The following is an 18,336-nucleotide window of genomic DNA, read 5'->3' on the forward strand; positions in this document are numbered from 1 at the left end:
CTGAAGATCGGTACGGGAAATCCGTACCTCGCCTCGGCGCGCTGGGCCCTGAGCCCATCAAGAACGCCCGCCACCCCCAATGTTTTCCCGCGTTTTTACCGCGAGTGCGAAACACGATGGCGAGTGAACCTGACGGCGCCCTGTCACTGGCGCCCGGTCACCGAAACTGAAGTGCTTGTAATCTATTCCCGACCTGTTCGCAAGGGAATCCAGACCGGACAGGTACGGTTAAACCCCGTAGTGCCGCATCCCAGCCCCGCAAAAGGGTCATGCGCTGGCGTCGAGGGTCGTGACCAGCGTTGCCATGTCCGGTGGAAGCGGCGAGGTGAAGCGCAGGGGCTGGCCAGTGACGGGGTGGCGGAAGCCAAGGGTCTCGGCGTGCAGGGCCTGCCGTGGGAAGGCCAGCAGCGCCTCCCTCGCGACCTCAGGCAACCCGCGCGCTGCGACCGGGGTACGGCGGAGATAGACGGGGTCGCCCACCAGTGGGTGGCCGATATGGGCCATATGAACCCGGATCTGGTGGGTGCGCCCGGTCGCCAATTTGCAGCGCAGAAGGGCACAGGATCCGGCCCAGGCCCGCTCCGTCGTGTAGTAAGTGAGGGCGTTCTTCCCGCCGCGCGTCACCACCGCCATGCGCTTGCGGTCCGCAGGATGTCTGCCGATCGCCGTCTCCACGCTGCCCGAAACAAGGGAAGGAACCCCCCAGGCAAGGGCCAGGTAACTCCGTTCCAGGTCGCGCTCTGCGAAGGCGGTGGAGAGGGCGTGATGCGCCACCTCCGACTTCGCCACCACCATCACCCCGCTGGTCTCCTTGTCCAGCCGGTGGACGATCCCCGGGCGCTTCTCTCCCCCGATTCCCGAGAGCTCTTCCCCGGCATGGGCGAGGATGGCGTTTACCAATGTTCCGTCCGGATTGCCGGGCGCGGGATGCACGACCAGCCCGGCCGGCTTGTTCAGCACAATGAGATCCCGGTCCTCGTACAGGATCGCCAGGTCCATGGCCTGGGGCAGGGGGGTCGCGGCCTCCGGCGGCGGGACGGTGAGAGTGTAGCGGGCCCCGGCGCGCAGCGATTCGGAGGGGTCCCGCGTCTCCGCCCCGTCCCGCGCCGCGTGCCCGGCCTCCACCAGCGCCTTGACGCGGGAGCGCGACAGACCGCCCATGCCGGCGAAGGCCCGGTCCAACCTGTCCCCCTGCTGTTCGGGGGTGGCGGTGAATTCCAGGATCCCGGGCGGATCGGCGGAGGGTTCGGTGCGCGCGCTCAAGGTTCTCGTCTGGGTCATGGGGGTGCTGATCATTGCGGCCAGCGCGACGCTCGTTGTGATGATCGTGCAGCGCGCCGGCAAGGCCGTTCCCAGCGCGCCCGCTCTCGTCTCGCCGTCCGGCCCGGTGCAGGACATGTCGCTGGGCCAGCCACCCGGCAGCCGGATCGCCGGAATCGCGCCCGGAATCGAGGGGCGGGTGGCGGTATGGGTGCAGCGGCCGGATGGCGACCGGCTGGTCATCCTGGACACCCGCAGTGGCCGTGCCCTGGGCGAGATCCGCCTGGGGGATTGAGGCCCGTGGCCCATCGCAAGCCCAACCTGCCCGTGAAGGACTGCGCGACCTGCGGGCGGCCCTTTGCTTGGCGGAAGAAATGGGCGCGGGACTGGGACGCTGTGCGCCACTGCTCGGATGCCTGCCGCAGCGGCCGGCACCCCTCCGCGCGCCGGGGCAGGGGGGCTGCAGAGGTGAAGAATGGCGCGGATGCAAAAAACCCGTCCGACCCGGCTTGATCACCCCGCGCATCCTGGATAGAAGGCGCCTCCCGACGGCCACGTCCCCATCGTCTAGAGGCCTAGGACACCGCCCTCTCACGGCGGTAACAGGGGTTCGAATCCCCTTGGGGACGCCACCGGCGTCTACGGGCATAGCGTTTTCAGTACCTTCCAAGTTGTGGGTGGCAAACTACGTACCCTGTTTGCCACTCGGGGTGCTTTTCGCAGCATAGGCAGCGAATGCCTCATCGGACATTCGTCCTCCATCCGCCTGCTTGGTGTAGCGCGCCGTCTCCGCTGGGCTGGCGTGCCCGAGGACAGCAGCAATAGCCGCCTGACTGACCCCACTCTCGGCGAGGGTGCTGCCTAGGTCGTGCCGCAGCCCATGGGCCGTGCGTCCAGTGAGCCCAGCTTCCTGAGCCCGCTCCCCAAACCATTGGCCAAAGCCATCCGGGGTGAAAGGCTTGCCGTAGTCGGTCTGTATAAAGGTGGGCTGATCACGGGGAGCGTTTTCTAGTTCAGCTAGAAGCTCGGGCTGGATCGGTACATTGACCGGCTTGCCTGTCTTCTTCTGGTCGAACTTGATGCGGCCGCTGCGAACATTGTCCCACCCAATCCGCACAATGTCACTGCGGCGGAGGCCCGTGGTAACGAACAGCGCGTAAGCCAGACGGGCCTTCGTGCCCGAAGGATGGTGGGCCTTGAACGCGGCCTTGTCGGCGTCGGACCACCGCTCATGGCTCTTGTTTCGCTCGGGGAGGCGCTTCACTTCCTTCGCGGGATTGTCCTTCCTCATGCCGCGCTGGACTGCCACCTCCAACACCTGCCGCAGCACCTTGAGCAGGTTGTTACCCTCGGCAGGGGTGCTTTCCCGCTTCTCCACGATTTGCGTGATTATGCGGCTGGTGAGCGTGGCGACCTTCCCGGGTCCATAATCCTTGCGGAACCGCTCAAGCTGGCGGCGCCGCACCTGCTGGGTAGCAGGCGCAAGGCGCTTGAAGGCTGTCGAGGCGTAGTAATGGACACACGCTGCATCAACGCTGCCGGGCTCGATTTTGCTTGCGCCAACCGGCTCAGGCTGGTCTTCCAAATGCCGGGTATATGCCCGCATGAATTCGAGCGAGTACGGCTCCCCCGGCAGGGGTGTATTTTTGCCGTGCCGTCGAAAGTAGTGGTACGTGTGCCCACGTGCCACGACCTTCCGATGATACGGAAGAGTCTTCCTAGCCATTGATGAGGCGGTCCCATTGATCGTCCTCGGCGAAGTCACCGGGCTCGCCACCATCCTCAACTGGCAAACTCCAAAGGGCTCGGTCCAATTCTCGGACTAGCCACCGCTTCGTACGGCTGGAGAACACCCGCGCCCTAGGCATCAGGCCAGCTTCCACCATGGCGTCGAACTGCGTGGGTGACACGCCCACAAACGCTGCCGCCTCTGCTCGCCCAATGGCTCCCGGCGGGAGATTGGGCGGAATGGCTTCGTGGCGCCGCTGCTGTGCAGGAGCCGTGGCCATCACAACCCGCCCACCGAAGGCTGCTCGCCACCCTGGGCGCCGCGAGGGTTCCAGCCCTCCACCTCCCGCACTTCGTCGGCGGTGAGAATATTGTTGCGGACAGCGATCTCGTGAGCTTGCCACCGGCTCACATAGTCGCCGCGCATCAGGCCCGACATGTCGAGTTCCAGTTCGTGCGTGTCGCGGCTGGCAGCGCCGAACACGCTGCGGCTGAACTCGGCTTCGATCTTCCGCGCCCAGGGTGTCAGCGTGAGTTGCGCGAACCAGAGCGATGCCTGCGCCGCGTTGGTGAAGGTGTTGTGTTCGTAAGCCTGAACGATGGGCGGTGGCACCTGGAACAGGCGGCAAATCTCCTCCACGGAGAAGCGACGGGACCCCAATACCTCGGCGTCTTCGGGTGACAGGCTAATGCCCTGCCACTCGGCGCCGTTCTCAAGAATCATGATGCGCCCGCCGTTGCGGCTGCCCGAGTAGTTCCGCTCGAAGCCCATGCGGATGCGGTCGGCCACGTCCTGGCTGGGGATCTTGCTCGGGAACTTCAGCACGCCGGATGGGGTGGCGCCGTTGCGCCATTGCGCGCCCGACCACTCCTGCAAGGCAAGGGCATTACCCAGTACGTCAGGAGCGCGGCTCACGCGGCTGCGGCCGATGACACCGTCGTCGCTGCGGTCCCGGAGATGGAACACTTCGCCAGCCAGGTATCGGCGGCGCTGCACGTTGCCACCCGCCCGCGTCGGCCCGCTGGGGGCCACGTCATAGGCCAGGGCGCCGCTGGGCAGGCGGACCACCTGCACGGCGCCCCAGGGCACAGGGTGCAGCCCCACGGGGCGACCCGCGCCATCCGTCTCGATGATGGATAGCGCATTACCGCGCGACAGCACCTGGGCAACGGTCCACTCCATCCAATCGGGCCATGTCTGGTCCGGGTTGGGGCGGCGTAGGAGCCGGGCGACGGGATGGGTCGGGGCCTCGGTGCGGCCCTCCAGCGTGCGGTGATAAACGAGGGCGGGCAGGCTCGCGAGCGCGGACGAGACGGCGGCTACGCAGGCGTAAACGGCCGAAAGGTTCTCGGCCAAATGGGGACTGACATAGGCGCCCGAGGCTGTGGGCTGGACGCCGAACGCCTCGGCGTAGCCCGGCGGGCTGGACCCCATGCTGCGGCTCTCCGCGCGGCGCAGGCGGACGGTCCGGCGCTCGGCCATCACAGCGTCTCCAAGAAGCGGCGACGGGCAGCGGCATCGCCCAGGGCGACGCGGTGCCGGGCTTCAACGGTCGTGGCGCTGTAGGCGGGAAATGCCTGCACCACGGACACCTCCAACAGGTCCACGGCGCGCAGCTCCCGGCGATCGGTCGCGGGCCACGCCTCGTCCTTCGGCCGGAAGGTGAACGACATGCCGCCCAGGTCGCGCCGCTCGGCTAGGGCGAGGATATCCCGGCCTAGGCCGGTGTCAGGCACGTCGAGGGAGAAGTGCAAGCCCCGGCTGTCCTCGTTGAGCCGCAGCGTGCCCGATGCGGTGCGGGCCAGGAGGCGGCCGGGGTCGTGGTCCACCAACGCCAGAATGTCGGCTCGGCTCGCCAGGGCTGCCCGGAAGGCACCGGGCATGATGGTCTCGGTAAAGCTGCCGATCTTGGCGGGCGAGCCGAACACGGCGGCGTAGCCCTCCAGCCGGCGACCGGCGGCGCGCAACTCGGTGGCTGCTCGACGCTCCAGCCCATCCGGGAAACGCGCCGCCGGGTTCACGCCGCGATGTCCCGAATGGCGGCGAAGGACTCCGGATGCCGCACGGCGATATCGACCGTCATCATGGCCCTGATCTGGACGTTCCCCTTCGCGTAGGCAGTGGCCTCGTAGGGGTTCACCAGAATGTCGAGTTCCGACCACACGCCGATGATGAGGTCCGACCAGTTGCCATAGATCACCGGTGACAGGTTCGTGCCGGTTCCCTTCGTCAGGTTGCTCGGGACGTTGTTGGAAACGGTCGGGGTCATGCCTTGGAACATGACCTGCACGCCGAGCGGGTTGCCGTCCGTTGCCTTCAGCTTGGCAGCGGCACGCCGGACCTTTGTGTTCGTGAGGAAGCCCATGGAGCCGCCCGTGGCGTCGGCGTCGTCCACCACGCCCATGAGGTCGGCGAGGGCGTCGAAGGTGATAGGGCCTCCGTTCGCACCCAGGGCGACGCTGCCGATGCCCGAGGTGTTGAGGATGCCGCGTGGCTCGGCGCCCGTGCCGCTGCCGAGGATAGCGGCGAGGTCGAGCGTGCGGGCCAGCTCCTGCGCCATGTCGTTGCGGGCAAGCTGCTCCACGTCCGGGCTCGCCTGCTGGATCATGTTGCGCGACCATTCGGAAATCACGCCGCAGTGCTTCGGCGACAACGTAATGCTGTCGAAGGCGGGGTCCGAGTTTGGCAGCGCAGTGTTCTCGGCCACCCAGCCCGCGACCACGCTGGCCTTGCGGCGGGGGATGGTGACGTTGCCGGTCAGGCCTGTGAGCATTGTGGCGCCCATGGCGCGGACGCGGTTTGAGCGACGCAGGCGGTCGATGAACAGGTCACCCCGGTAGTCGGTCGGGATGAGCGTGCCGCCGGGGCCAGACGCGGGGAGGGCGGTCGTCATCACGCGCTGCTCCACATCGGCTGGAGCGCCCATGTGCCAGAGCATGCCCTGGGCGCGGCGACCGGAACGGCGCTCCAACTCGGCGCTCACCTCACGGGCGCGGCCTGCGGCCTGATCGGTGCCGCCCATCGCGGCGCGGGCCACGTCGAGCAGGCCGACACCGGCAATGGCGCGGTCGAGGTGGTCGTCACCCGTGCCGCCCACGGGCGTTCCGGCCGCACGACGTTCGGCATCCTCCACGGTGGACTGACGCCCGATGCGCTGTTCCAGGTTGTCCAGCTCGGTCTTGAGAGCATCCCACTTGGTGCGCTGTTCGGTGGACAGGTCGCCGTTCTCTCCGGCGGGCTTGTCGTTGAGAGAGCGCATTTCGGTGGCGACAGCCGCCCGACGCTCCATGAGGTCTCGTAGAAGGGCCATAGCGGCTATCCATCCCTATCCAAGGTTGCAGAATGAAAGGTGGGGCGGGGGTGCTGCGGTGCCGGACAGCGGCGAGGTGAAGATCGAGAAAAGCCCTCGCCGCGACGCGTCGGAGAACACGCCTGCCCGGCACCGCTTCGTGAGCTTCCCGCATCACGAACTGGAGGCGAGCCGATCGGGCCGCAGGGCCGCTTCGATCGACCGAAGCGTATCTCCGTCGATGCTCGCGAGGCGGGTAAGGCCACGCGCGTTCATTTCGATGTCATGGGACATGCCGTAATGATCAGTCTTGCCGCTTCTCCAATGGATGGCGGCGGCAGGATGCGTGAGGAACACGTCGATCCGCTCGACGGCCTTTGCATGCAGCGCGTCGGCCAGAACCGCTTCGAAGGCATCGCCAAACATCTCGGCGCCTAGAATGGAGCTGTCCGAGTGCTCGGGAGGCAGTAGCCAGCACGACCAAGCCTGCTGGAAGACATCTACCTTTGCGCCGCCGCTCATCGCCGCAACGATCATGAAGGCGCACGAGAAGGCGGTTGAGCGTGCGGCACCACCGGGGCCGGGCTTCGACCGTTGAAAGCCGTCCCGCCGGTCGTCCATTCCCTTCTGAATGTAGCGATACATCATTTCAGCGGTTTGAGGGCGAACCCCCAAGGTTCGGACAGCGTACTGCCCGAGGAACTCTTTCATCAGCATGGCTCCGGTGCCCCCGCCCAAACATGTTGCCATAGTGCCGCACAAAATTGTGCAGCACAAGCCCATAAGTTGCCGGAGTGGTATCAGGACGTGGTCTCTCGTTCGGACGCGCGAGTTGTGCGAAGCTTGCCGGACCGTCCTGGAGCAGATTGCGTGAGCCCTGAGACTTTCAAAGATCTCCTAAACGACATCTTCTTCAACGCCTCAGCGGTTTTGGCGCTCCTTTCCGCGGCGGGTGGAGTTTTTGGTGCTTACCTTAGCTGGCGAAATGCAAAAGTCGCTGAAGCCGAGATCAAAATCTCTGCCGGCGCGCTTTCTGGGCTTCCCCATATTGTCTTTAAACGTGAGGGCGGCACCGATGGTGGCCCGTCCCCTTCGGCCACAAGGGAGGGAATTACCAAACCATTCGAGGTGGAGGCACTTGCGAACTACTACAACCAGGCACTAAGTAGGGCGAACATTAGTTTTTGGTTTAGCTTGATATTTGCTTCTGTGGGATTTGGAGTAATCATCTTTGCATTCATCACTCACACCCAAGGCGATTTGGCTGGAACAATCGTTAAGGTTGCGAGCGGCGCTGTAATCGACGCTGTTTCTGGGCTGTTTTTTGTGCAGTCGACTAATGCGCAGAAGTCCATGGCGGAGTTCTTTGAGAAGCTTCGGCTTGATCGCTTGAACGCTGAAGCTAGAGAAATGATCAGCGAAATAGAAAATGTCGCCACACGCGATCAACTCAGGTCGCAACTCATTCTAAAATATTCCGGAATTGAGCGACTTTTAGTGGGCAATTAACCCACAAACACCCCGGTGAACCTGTAGCCAGGTTCTGCGATAACTGCGCCGACTGCCCGCGGGTCACCGTGAGGAGAACCACAATTGGCCGTCATAGCCCTGGCTGCGGTTCATGGCAGGCTGGCCACCAAGTCTGAGAGTCAGTCGGCTACGCTAAGTTGATTTGACAAAATGCCGGGGTAATGTCACGCGTTGGCAGCATCCTCCAGGCGTGGGGAGGGGGCCCCACGCCTGGAGGATGCTGCCAGGCAGCGACGATCGCGCAAGATCTTGATTTTGCTGCGGAATTTGCCTTTCGGCAAAATGATGGTGGATTTCATGAAGTGGCTCCTCGGGGGCGTGCTCATGGAAGTCATTGTACGCGTTTTCCTCGGCTAAAGCAACAGAAAGCGAGGGAAATCAGGCGGTTAACGTGGGTGTGATCTCTTTTGGCGTCAGTCGATCAGCACCCCCGTGAACTCGTAACTGGGCTCTGCGGGCATTCGCGCCGATTGCCCGCAGGCCATGATGAGCGCCACGAGTGGGTCTATTCGGCCCCGGCTGCGGTCCTTGGCAGGCTTGCGGGCGCCGGCTGGGTCCGTATTCACCGTGATGTTGGATAGGCACCACGTAAGCAGCGGATTGCCGCCGTGCTGTAGCTTGCCTTCTAGCACCAGCCGCTCGAACTGCTCCACGCTCGGGCCCATGTCCTTGAAGCCTTGCCCGTGAGGCTCGAAGGGAAGCCAGATGCCCTCCGAGTCGCAGATTACTTCGAGGTCTTTGAACATCCACCGATCAAACGCGACGGATTGCAGGTCGTAGTCCGCTGCAAGCTCGCGGAGCTTCGCCGCGACGAATGCCTTGTTGATGGCCCGACCCGGCGTAGAGATGATGCAACCCTGGTCACGCCAGAGCCGGTACGGCGCTCGGTCGGCCCGTTCCTTCTGGTCTAGCTGCTCGGCAGGGAGGAAGCCCCATGCCAGGACGTGACCGCTGTCCGGGAAGTAGAGCGCGAGGCCCGTCAGGTCCGACGCCGAACCCAGGTCTAGACCGGCTATGCAGCGTTGCCCGCGCAGCGCGGCAACGTCGAACGGTTCACCCAGCGGGTCCCAGTCTCGCGCATGTATAAGGCGCTCATCGGCTTCTACGGGCTGATTTAGATACAGGTTGCGGAACACCGCCTCCCGCGCCGGGATGCGTTGGGCAACGCTCGCCTCCGAACGCATCTCCTCCAGGCTGCGGAAGTCGCCCAGGGCGGGATTCGCCTTTGCCCAGGTGGCTTCGTCCCAAGGATCGTCGGTTTGCGGCGATGTGAAAACGTGGCCGGCGAAAGTCGCGTCCTCTACTAGGCCGTCTCGCACCTGCTGCGCATAATTGGCCAGCTCTGTCATAACGTGGAACGGATCCGCGCTCATGGTCGAGACAACGATGCCCAGGGGCTCGGCCCGTGCGCCCGTGCCGGTGCGGAGGTTGTCCAGCAGCACGCGGCTCGGCCATTGGGCGAGTTCGTCACAGACATAAAATGAGGACGAAAGCCCGTGAGCCTTCCGGGCGTCGCTGGACAACGGCAAGTAGATGCTACCTGTGATTTCGTCTTCCAGCTCCTTCTTGAACTCGCGGATGACGATGCGCGCGGACAGTGCTGGGTCGGCCAGGATGAAGGCGCGCATTTCAGCGAAGATCAGCGCCGCCTGCCCGCGGTCGGCAGCGGCCGAAAACACCTGCCCCCGCTGTTCGGCCTCCGGCCCGCAGAGGTGGGCCAGGGCCAGAGCCGCAGCGAGCGCCGTCTTGCCGTTCTTTCGACCCATGGTGATGAGCGCCTGCCGCACCACCCGGCGGCCGGTGTCGTCGGTTCGGTAAATGTCTTCGATGATGGTTCGCTGCCAATCGCGGAGCAGGAACGGCTTCCCGGCATGGGCGCCGCTGGTGATTTTCAGGCCCTCAATCCAGTTGATCATCCGCTCGGCACGGGTGGCACCCAGATACTCAGGGGTGAAGGTGGCTTGCGGGGCGTTTGCCCCCACGCGTACGGGCTTTGCGCCGGGGCCGCGCCGTCCCATCAGCTTTGCCCTCCACGCCGGAAACTAACTCTCTTCTTGTGCCCAGGTCGGTCGATCCCCCCAGCCCCGGGAGATTTGCTCGCGGTGGGCTGCTCCTGCCGCCACCAATGCCCGGAGTCGTTGGGTTTACCGGCTGCATCGCAGCCACGGGCACGGGGCTGGCCCCCCTGGCGCCGCTGCTTGTGACAGTCGGAGCAGAGCCCGCGCAGGTTGGACGGGTGGTCCGCGCCGCCCTGGCTTCGCTGCACGATGTGGTCCACGTCCGTCGCCCGCAGCCCGCACCCAGGCGTGGCACACACGGGCTGGGCGGCCAGCACAACGGCCCGCAGGCGCCGCCATGCTGTGGTGCCGTAGTACCCGCTGCTCATGGCGCTACGGCCGCGACAGCAGCGCCCATGGGGGTGCCTGTCTCCCTGGGCACCTTGCCCAGTACCTCTACCCGATAGCGGGCCACCCTCGCGCGGGCTCGGGCCGCATCAGGCGTCTCGGACCGTTCGACCGGCGGAGGCGAGGGCAGGGCTGCCAGCTCACGCCGCTGGCGACAGCCGACGCATTCGACACGCACCTCCCCTCTCGCACCGGCGACCACCGCCACAGAGGGCTCCTCGCACTTCGGGGAGGCGCAGATGGGCCGCAGCTCCAGAGCCCGGCGGATGAACCGCATGGCTGCGGGCGTGTTGGCGATGAGCGGGGTCATGGCCGCACCTCCCCGCGTTCACAGCCTGTTCGCTGCTGGCCAACCTTCCGGGCCGACCTACCCCGTCCGGGCCGACCCTGGGCCGACTTGCAACGGGTAGGTTGGCCCACGTTTCGCCCAGCATTTACGGGTGTTTCCTGCACATGGCCCGACCGGGCCGACCTAGTGGCCCACACTTGGGGGCTGGTACTGCCTACACGCCGCTGGCCCCACACCCAGCACCACAGCAGATCCTGGGTAAACTCTTGTGGGATAGGTAGGCCCGGTTGGGCCACCCTGGGTGAAGCCCTGTAATTACGGGGCAAATGCCGGGCCGACCTACCTTTTGCAGGTCGGCCCAAGGTCGGCCCGGAGCAAAAGTTCGGCCCGGAGCAAAGCGCCTCGGTACCGGCGCCGCGCATCTCAGAACGCCGCATCATCGCCCTCCACCGGATGGGGCCGCGAGGCCTCCATGGGCTCGGCCGCCTCGGTGCGGACGTACACGCGCCGCTTCTCGCCGCCTCCGCCTCGCCGCCGCTCCATGACCCACCCAAGGTCCCGCATGATCGACGCCAGCCGCATGTCATCGGCCCTGGTCGCAGGTCGGGTGTGCTCACTGGACTCGTCGGCTCGTGAGGTGTGCGTGGTCGTCAGCAGCCGCAGGAGGGCGTCCTTCTCGGCGTACTCGTGCCTCGCAACCTGCTTCCGCACCTGTTCGATAAGCGGGTCCGTGTCCCGCCGCTCCTGGGCTACGGCAGCCTGCGCGGCCTCCAGTTCGTCGGAGTCGAGGTACCAAAGCTCACCGGCCTCGTACCGATGCCGGGCTTCCGCCCATAGCTGATCCCGGTCAGCGGCCAGCCCGGCCAAGTCCACCTTTTCCTTGCACTCCACGATCCAGAACCGCCGGTTGCCGGTTTCATCCTTGAGGTAGCCCCGCCCGTTCGGGTTCACGGTGCCGATAAACACGCACTGGCGTGGGTGGTCCTCAGTCGAGCGCGCATAGGGCGCTCGAAAGCGGTCCACGGACGTGGACAGGAACCGCTTCACCACGTCAGCCTCGGACTTTGTGACGTTGGTGAGTTCGGCCAGTTCCACGACCCAACGGCCCTGGATATACAGGCCGGCGTCCTTGGTCCCGATCTCGGGCAAGTCCTCCCCGAACCATTCACCCCCGGCCAGAACACGGGCGGCGCTCGACTTCCCGATGCCCTGCGCGCCTTCGAGGATCAGCGCCGTATCCACCTTGGCGCCCGGCTGCATGACGCGAGCGACAGCGGCGATCAGGAACCGGCCGAAGGCCCGGTGGAGCGGCGTGTCCTCGGCGAAGAAGTAGCGGGGGAACAGCAAGTCCAGCCTGGGCACCTGATCCCAGATCAGCCCGCGCAGGTAATCCTGCGGGGGGTGGAAGCCGTGTTCCTCGGCCACCATGGCAACGGCAGCCTGCACGTTCTCCATGCTGGCCGTTAGCCGCCGGCCCTCTAGCCAGACCTTGAGATGGGAGAGGTCCGTTTCCCGGAGCCGGCGAGGGGTGTCGCCCTCGTCCTTCTCATCCCAGGGCGGCCGACGCGTGATCTGCGGGAACCCCGAGAACTGGTCTAGGCGGATTAGCCCGGCCAGCTCCGGAGCGTGCCGCACGGCGTGGTGGACATTCTTGAGGGTCGGGAGCGGCTCGCCCCGTGGCCCAATATCAAGGCCATCCCCCCAACCAGGATTCTCCCGCCGACGAGTCTGGGTCTTGTCCCATATGCGCCGAAGCTCGCGCCCGTTGTTCGCATCGCCCTTCTCGCGGCACCACTCGACCGTGGGGGGCCAAGTGCGAATGGCGTCGCATACCTCGTCATAGGTGAAGCTGTGGCGGGCCAAGGCTGCGCCGAGCGCCATGGCACTCCGGGACCGATCTCGACGGTCGTGACGAGTGACATACAGCAGGTCGTGGAGCTTGCCGTCCTTCTCGGCCGCGTCCTGAATGCGCGGCCAGACAGCGCCGACTGGACCACCCATGGGGATGACCCGGTCCTCGCCACGCTCGAAGTCGGGCCCAATCCGACCCAATAGGTCGCAAAGGGCATCGTAACCGACCCGTCGAAGTTCAGCCGGAGCGCCGTCCAGGCCCCGGTCGGTGACAGCGAACCACCGGCCGGCAAGGTACACCTCGATGGCTGGCGGGTGTGCCTCTCCATCGCCCCTCTTGAACGCCCTGCCGCCACCCTCGGCGACCCACCGATTGCTGCGGCACTTGGCGAGGTCCGATGTCCGGTACAGGAAGAACACCTTCACCCCGGTACCGCTCGGGGACACCTCGACGTAGCTGCCCAGGAGGGCGATGACCTTCTTAGCCCAGGGCTCGAGGGCACCCAATTCGGGATCGCGGCAGGTGTCGAGGTCAACACCACCCAGGGACCAGCCCTCAGGAAGGTGCGGGGCACACCACCCCTCCGGATCAGGGCCAAGAACGAGCCCAACCAGTCCGCTTCCCTTTGCGGCAGCCGCACTGCGGGTGAGGAGGTTGAGGGGGTCTGCCCAGCTAGCCCCTACGGGTGCTTTCCCGAGGGTGCCGTCCTGCCTCCGAGTTTCCCGCCAGCCAATCCACCTACGCACCTCGGCCAAGTCTGCCAGCGGCACGCTGTATCCGCTTTCCGGGGCATGACCGGCTTTGCTAGTCTGCCCCTGGTTGTGCCCCGCAAGCTCAGCCACCCCGGCCCCGCTCTCCGCGTCAACGGAGGCGGGGCCAACTGCTTCTGAGGGAGGAGCGTTTGCCAGCCTCTCGGAAAAGCCCGAAAAACCGTGGGGCAGGGGAGGCGTGTTTGCCTCCGCAGTACGTTGATCTACTTGGCTTTCCAGCGTCCCCTTGGGGACGCCAGCCGGCGTCGGTCAAGTCAGTCAGTACGTTGCGCGGTGTCTCGGCGCCGCGTTTTCGTTTGTGGGTTACCGGTTTCCACAGCAGTAACCGTTCAAGGCTGATGAGCGTCGCTGGACGTTCGTTCGGTCTGCTCAAGCACGCCGGAGTAGTGTCCCAGCATCTTGCAACGCGCCTGCCGAAAGGTGGCCAGCAATGAGCTGCTGTGCCAGCCACCCGCCTGGGAGGTGACGCTCGCTTGCGCGTGCGTGCCTGAGACACCTCAGCAATCCGGGCGAGGAGGCGGAGCCGGCATCGTGGCGCTGAGCGACGTAATTGCAGGCGTCTGCCGGGCCATCGGCTCCGGAAACGCTCAGCATCCCAAGACTTCCCGAGCTACTCTGTAACGACGACCAGCTACTTGCCGTGGGGTTCGATGTTCAAGGACATCGGTTGGTGCGGCGGTGGATCAGCTTTCGCTGAAGTTTGCGCGTTTCAAGAAGTCCGGCCGCAGCCCTCGCGGGGCCCGCAACCAGAGGGCGATGTCTCGAAGGAGCCTTGTGACAGCGCTCATCCTTCATTCCTCCAAGGCCCGGTCTTCTGCCGTGACCCTGGTTGTCATGAAGCCGCAATGGATCGTTCGACGCTACGTTCCATGGCGAGCAATCGTATCGGCTTCCACACGCAATGCGTGTTATCTCCTGCTCGCGGTCGGACTGCTGCTCACCCGTCTCGGGTGTAGGCCCAGCATCTAGGTGACCGGCAGAACCGGTGCACATCCAGTCGGCAACGCGTTTCCGTGGCGCAGGAATTTGGAGCCCGTACTACAATGGCTGGGCCAATTGCCGGACGAGGATCATAGGCGCGGCAAAGGTGACCAAGGGATGGGGGACCGGACCCTCCGAACGCGCTGAACCTTCGCCGCTCGGCTCAGTCTAGCCGTTATGAAGCAATGTTCGGGACCGATAACTGCCTGCCCGAAAAGGGCGGTGGTCTCGAGAATCTCTGAAACTGCCAAATTGCCACGCATGGCATCTGCGAGCGTATTCCAAAGCTTGGCCGCCCTTCTTGCTCCTTCTCCGGCGCCGTCTGGCACGCTAGAGCAAGTCGGACATCAGCATTGGCTTGGACAGTCCTTCGATGACGCGGACACTGCAGGACGGGGAGCGTTTCCTAGCCTTGGACGGAGCTCGCGGCTGGGCAGCCGCCGCGGTCATTCTCTACCACGCCATTCTTCAATATAGCCCTGCCCTGAACGCCAACGTCGGCGATCCCCCTGCGCAGCTTCTCGGCCTTGAGGGGGTCATCTCGAAAACTGCGCTGACCCTCTTCAACGGCCAAGTAGCGGTAACGCTGTTCTTCATCATCAGCGGCTTCGTGCTCTCTCGTTCCTTGCAGGCTCGTGCGAACCTAAACCTCAGGGAGGCAGCGGCCTTCTCCGTGCGTCGGGTCTTCCGGCTGATGCCCTCGATCTTCGTGTCAGTCCTCGCGATCTACCGGCTGACGCTGGCGCAGGTTCATTTCAACCATGGGACCGCGCCAACCTTCGACGCTGTCCTGCGCAACATGGTGCTCTTGGACGTCGGTGTGCACGGCGTGACATGGACGATTCAGGTCGAGATGCTCGCTGTCCCGGTCGTATTCGGGATCGCCCTAGCAACCCGTTACTTCTTCACGGTCGGCGCGGTCTGCGGCGTTATATATGGGCTGCTGGCCACGCAGAACCACGGGTTGAGCTTCCATCACCTGGGGCTTGCGACAGCAGTGCTTCCCTTCAGCCTTGGCATGCTTGTGGCTGAACCTGGATGCCGGCGCATGTTCGAGCGTGCGGGAACGGTCGAGGCGATCTCGGTCCTGCTTCTTTTCATTTTCATGCGCTTTTTCGAGTACCAGGCCCAGATTATGGCGTCTCTGGCCCAAACCTTGGCAGGAGCGTTGCCCGTCGCCATTCTCGCCTACTCGAACGGCAATTCGATTTCAGCGAGCTTAGAGTCCAACTTCTCGCAATTCCTGGGGCGGATTAGCTACAGTTTGTACCTGAGTGGACCGATCGTCGGTTCGTCGATCGTCTTCGGTCTTGGTTATGTCTGGGCGGTGCCGCCAATGCACCCGCTCGCTTGGGCCTCCTCGTCGGCCTTGCTACAACCGCCCTCACGATACCTGTCGCAGCATTAGCGGAGCGATATGTTGAACGGCCAGGCATCGCAGCAGGACGCTGGCTCGCTGCCTTAGTGGGCCTGTCGAAGCGTCGTCTGCCAGCAGCTGTCGTCGACGCAGCCTAACGTCAGCCCGCTGCTTGCTTATCCCGTGCCGCCAACCACTCCTCCGCGAGGAGAAGGTCAGCCGGCTTGTCCACATCCACCGCAGCCGCGCCGAACGGCAATTCCACCACGGCCAGCCGCGCGCCGCAGCGTCGCTCGAGGGCGTCCAGCGCCGCCCGAAGCGTCAGCCAGCCGACGACGTAACGCAGCAGCGTCCACGGCCCGAGCATCCGCGCCATCGCCAAAGGCTTCTTTCGCTGATCTTCCAACAACTGCCAGAAGCGAAGCGCACCGCTAGCCTCCGGTCGCGCCAGCAGGAAAAGATTGCAGCCGCTGAAGGCGCCGTCGCGAAAGCGAATCCAGGTTCGCTGCGTCCCTGGAAAGTCCTCCAGCACCGTCTCACGCCGCGCGAGCGCCGCGACGGCCGCGGCATCGGGCGGGGAGGCCGATAGCGCGTGCGTTAGCATCGCCGCCGTCAGCAGCGCGTGGTCGGCGGTGGTCACCAGCAGGGGGGCGCCGAACTCCTCGAACACTGCCGCCGCACTGCGGGCGGGGCTCGCCCCAGCAGGGCGTAGAACGACATCACCAAGGTCACCGACACCCTCCAGCGTCACCCCAGGCGCTTCGATCGACACGACGATGCGCCCAATGCCCGGCGCGGCCCGAAGCGCGGCGATCACGCGCAACAGCATCGGCACGCCCGCCACCGGCAGCAGCGCCTTGTGCGAGAGGCCGGCGGCCGCGGCCATCGGATCGGTGCCGCGTCGCTGCCCTGCCAGCACCAGCGCCGTCACGCCATCCGTCATCACGCGTCCAGCTGCTTCTCGTAGACGCGATAGGTCTTGTAGACGGTCGCGCCGAAGGATTCCGCCATGTGACGCATCGGCAGGTTGTCCTCCAGCACCCAGGACATCTCGATCTGCCGGATGCCCAGCGCCACAGCTTCCCTGCGCATGGCCTCAACCAGAAAAATCGGCAGCACGCGGCCAAGGAGCCCCACACCGAGTTTCCGGCGCACGCCCATCAGCGGCACCCGGGCGGTGGATACGCCCTCCACCTTCAGCCGCCACAGCAGCCGCGCCCAGCCGAGCGGCAGCAGGCGGCCGGACAAGTCGCGGATCGCCTCGTTCAGATTGGGCAGGCACACGCCGAAGGCGACCGGGCGACCCTCGATCTCCGCGAACCAGACCAGCCGTTCGTTCAGCAGTGGCCGCAGTTCCGAGGCAAGATGCGCCACCTCCTCGGGCGTGAAGGGGACGAAGCCCCAGTTGCCTGCCCAGGCCTCGTTGAAGATGTCGATCAGCGCGGCGACCTCCTCCCGCAGGGCCGAGCGGCGCATCGGCCGCAGCGTCACCCCAGGCGGCAAGCCGCGCGTGACGGCGCGCGCCGCGGCGGGCGGCATCGGCGATGAGAGGTCGCTGACATAGGCCAGCAGGTCCCGCGCCTTGCGATAGCCGAATGCTTCGACATGCCTCCCGGCATAGGGCGGATCATGCGGCATCAGCAGCATCGGCGGCGTGTCAAAGCCCGAGACAAGCAGCCCCGTCTGCTCGTTCACCGAAAGAGAGAACGGCCCTTGCACCAGGCGCAACCCGCGTGCCCGCGTCCAGCCCTCCGCCGTGCCTAGCAGCGTGGCGAACACCTCCGGATCGTCCACCGCCGCCAGCAGCCCGAAATGCGCGGGGCGCCCGTTCGGCCCCTCCGGCACCAGCCGGTCCTCCTGCGCGCTGATGCGCCCGACATCGCGCCCATTGCGGCGCGCGATCCAGAAGGCAGCCTCGCCATGCTGGAACCACGGATTCTTCTTCGGCGACAGCGCGTCGCGCCGCTCCATCAGCAGAGGCGGCACCCAGGCGGGATCGGCATGGAACAGCGCGTGGGGCAGGCGGATGAAGCGCTCGAGCCCTGCTCGGTCCTGAACCGCCTCAATCTCGATGGCTGAACCCTGACCGGCCGAACCGCTCACGCCGCCTCGCCGGGCCGTGCGGGACGATCGCGCGGCGGAGAGCCGGTCAGCTTCTCCACCCAGGGATACCGCGCCGCCTGCTCGCGGTCGTAGCCGAGGTTGAAGGCGTGCGGGCTGCGCGGGCGCTGCTTCGCCTCGGCGTAATAGGTGCCGAAGCTGCGGTCGATGACGAAGCTGGTGATCCCGTAATTCCCGCCCTCATGGTGAAAATGGTGGGCGAGATGCAGCTCCTTCATCCGCCGCAGCAGGCGTGAGCGCGGCTTGAAGTTCAGGTGCTGGATGCAGTGGCAGAACTCGTAGATGCAGGTGATGACGAAGCCCGTCGCCACCGCTGCGGCCACCGCCGGCCAGCCACCGATGAACCATCCCATCGGGATCAGCACAGCCAGGATCGTCGGCACCGTCGTCACCGGCGCCCCGAAGAGCACGTCCAGCCGGTGCGGGTCCTGGTGATGATCGAAATGGATCCGTTTCCACAGCGCGGCCGTGAGCGGTGAGCGGTAGAGGAACCGAGAATGCAGCACGAAGCGGTGGATGAGGTACCAGGCCAGTGGATAGGCGAGGAAGGTTGCGCCCACGGCCAGCAGCGGCCGCAGCGCGCCGCCCGCCGGTGTCCACATCACGGCCAGCACGGCGCTGACGACCGCGAGCAGCACATACAGATGCACCGCCGGATGGGCAGCATAAGCCACCAACAGTTCCCGCAGCGTCATCCGCCCGAGATCGAAGCTTCGCCCGCCGCGCCAGGGACCGTACATCAACCTACCTCCG

18 protein-coding genes and 1 tRNA gene are annotated in these 18,336 nt (G+C 65.5%); 5 read left to right on the plus strand and 14 right to left on the minus strand.

Annotation, left to right across the window (positions count from 1 at the left end; all coding sequences use genetic code 11):
* Positions 1-267 precede the first annotated feature (267 nt).
* Complete coding sequence (locus tag ACVBD7_RS04095; RefSeq protein ID WP_458097636.1) at positions 268-1,161, minus strand: RluA family pseudouridine synthase; 894 nt, start codon at positions 1,159-1,161, stop codon at positions 268-270.
* A gap of 88 nt (positions 1,162-1,249) precedes the next feature.
* Here ACVBD7_RS04095 and ACVBD7_RS04100 point away from each other — a divergent pair, with 88 nt between their 5' ends.
* From ACVBD7_RS04100 to ACVBD7_RS04110, 3 genes are all read left to right on the plus strand, one after another.
* Complete coding sequence (locus ACVBD7_RS04100) at positions 1,250-1,555, plus strand: hypothetical protein (RefSeq protein ID WP_458096226.1); 306 nt, start codon at positions 1,250-1,252, stop codon at positions 1,553-1,555.
* Entirely contained in the window at positions 1,468-1,773 is a 306-nt protein-coding gene (locus ACVBD7_RS04105; RefSeq protein ID WP_458096227.1) for a DUF2256 domain-containing protein, read from the plus strand. Before ACVBD7_RS04100 ends, ACVBD7_RS04105 begins: the two co-directional genes overlap by 88 nt.
* Before the next feature lie 43 nt (positions 1,774-1,816).
* Positions 1,817-1,892: transfer RNA gene (locus ACVBD7_RS04110), tRNA-Glu, on the plus strand.
* 53 nt (positions 1,893-1,945) lie between these two features.
* Here ACVBD7_RS04110 and ACVBD7_RS04115 read toward each other — a convergent pair.
* The 5 genes from ACVBD7_RS04115 to ACVBD7_RS04135 form a co-directional block, all read right to left on the minus strand.
* Complete coding sequence (locus ACVBD7_RS04115; RefSeq protein WP_458096228.1) at positions 1,946-2,845, minus strand: tyrosine-type recombinase/integrase; 900 nt, start codon at positions 2,843-2,845, stop codon at positions 1,946-1,948.
* 423 nt (positions 2,846-3,268) lie between these two features.
* Positions 3,269-4,471: a phage portal protein gene (locus ACVBD7_RS04120; protein WP_458096229.1), complete on the minus strand. Its 1,203-nt coding sequence runs from the start codon at positions 4,469-4,471 to the stop codon at positions 3,269-3,271.
* A complete protein-coding gene (locus ACVBD7_RS04125; protein ID WP_458096230.1) occupies positions 4,471-5,010 on the minus strand; it encodes an HK97 family phage prohead protease in 540 nt (179 codons plus the stop codon). Before ACVBD7_RS04125 ends, ACVBD7_RS04120 begins: the two co-directional genes overlap by 1 nt.
* Positions 5,007-6,299, minus strand: a complete 1,293-nt coding sequence (locus ACVBD7_RS04130; RefSeq protein ID WP_458096231.1) for a phage major capsid protein — start codon at positions 6,297-6,299, stop codon at positions 5,007-5,009. The genes ACVBD7_RS04125 and ACVBD7_RS04130 overlap by 4 nt, the downstream gene beginning before the upstream one ends.
* 153 nt (positions 6,300-6,452) lie before the next feature.
* A complete protein-coding gene (locus tag ACVBD7_RS04135; protein ID WP_458096232.1) occupies positions 6,453-6,989 on the minus strand; it encodes a hypothetical protein in 537 nt (178 codons plus the stop codon).
* A 159-nt stretch (positions 6,990-7,148) separates the two neighbouring features.
* Here ACVBD7_RS04135 and ACVBD7_RS04140 point away from each other — a divergent pair, with 159 nt between their 5' ends.
* Positions 7,149-7,787: a TRADD-N-associated membrane domain-containing protein gene (locus tag ACVBD7_RS04140; RefSeq protein WP_458096233.1), complete on the plus strand. Its 639-nt coding sequence runs from the start codon at positions 7,149-7,151 to the stop codon at positions 7,785-7,787.
* 185 nt (positions 7,788-7,972) lie between these two features.
* On the opposite strand, the gene ACVBD7_RS04145 is transcribed toward ACVBD7_RS04140, so the two are convergent.
* The 5 genes from ACVBD7_RS04145 to ACVBD7_RS04165 form a co-directional block, all read right to left on the minus strand.
* Entirely contained in the window at positions 7,973-8,107 is a 135-nt protein-coding gene (locus tag ACVBD7_RS04145) for a hypothetical protein (protein WP_458096234.1), read from the minus strand.
* A gap of 114 nt (positions 8,108-8,221) precedes the next feature.
* Complete coding sequence (locus ACVBD7_RS04150) at positions 8,222-9,826, minus strand: terminase large subunit (RefSeq protein WP_458096235.1); 1,605 nt, start codon at positions 9,824-9,826, stop codon at positions 8,222-8,224.
* Positions 9,826-10,194, minus strand: coding sequence for an HNH endonuclease signature motif containing protein (locus ACVBD7_RS04155; RefSeq protein WP_458096236.1), 369 nt, complete (start codon positions 10,192-10,194; stop codon positions 9,826-9,828). The genes ACVBD7_RS04150 and ACVBD7_RS04155 overlap by 1 nt, the downstream gene beginning before the upstream one ends.
* Positions 10,191-10,523 carry a hypothetical protein gene (locus ACVBD7_RS04160; RefSeq protein ID WP_458096237.1) on the minus strand — a complete coding sequence of 111 codons (333 nt, stop codon included), beginning with the start codon at positions 10,521-10,523 and terminating at the stop codon, positions 10,191-10,193. Before ACVBD7_RS04160 ends, ACVBD7_RS04155 begins: the two co-directional genes overlap by 4 nt.
* Before the next feature lie 402 nt (positions 10,524-10,925).
* On the minus strand, positions 10,926-12,860 hold the full coding sequence (locus ACVBD7_RS04165; RefSeq protein ID WP_458096238.1) for a VapE domain-containing protein: 1,935 nt from the start codon (positions 12,858-12,860) through the stop codon (positions 10,926-10,928).
* A gap of 1,618 nt (positions 12,861-14,478) precedes the next feature.
* Between ACVBD7_RS04165 and ACVBD7_RS04170 the strand changes: the two genes are divergently transcribed.
* Positions 14,479-15,513 (plus strand): acyltransferase family protein, encoded by a 1,035-nt coding sequence (locus tag ACVBD7_RS04170; RefSeq protein ID WP_458096239.1) that lies wholly within the window; start codon positions 14,479-14,481, stop codon positions 15,511-15,513.
* Between the two features lie 109 nt (positions 15,514-15,622).
* On the opposite strand, the gene ACVBD7_RS04175 is transcribed toward ACVBD7_RS04170, so the two are convergent.
* Genes ACVBD7_RS04175 through ACVBD7_RS04185 form a run of 3 tightly spaced genes read right to left on the minus strand, consistent with a single transcriptional unit; the run spans position 15,623 to position 18,323 of the window.
* Positions 15,623-16,405: an NTP transferase domain-containing protein gene (locus ACVBD7_RS04175; RefSeq protein WP_458096240.1), complete on the minus strand. Its 783-nt coding sequence runs from the start codon at positions 16,403-16,405 to the stop codon at positions 15,623-15,625.
* A complete protein-coding gene (locus ACVBD7_RS04180) occupies positions 16,405-17,565 on the minus strand; it encodes an N-acetyltransferase family protein (protein WP_458096241.1) in 1,161 nt (386 codons plus the stop codon). Before ACVBD7_RS04180 ends, ACVBD7_RS04175 begins: the two co-directional genes overlap by 1 nt.
* On the minus strand, positions 17,562-18,323 hold the full coding sequence (locus ACVBD7_RS04185; protein WP_458096242.1) for a sterol desaturase family protein: 762 nt from the start codon (positions 18,321-18,323) through the stop codon (positions 17,562-17,564). The genes ACVBD7_RS04180 and ACVBD7_RS04185 overlap by 4 nt, the downstream gene beginning before the upstream one ends.
* Between the last annotated feature and the right edge of the window lie 13 nt (positions 18,324-18,336).

The sequence above is a fragment of the Roseomonas sp. WA12 genome (assembly GCF_054165765.1).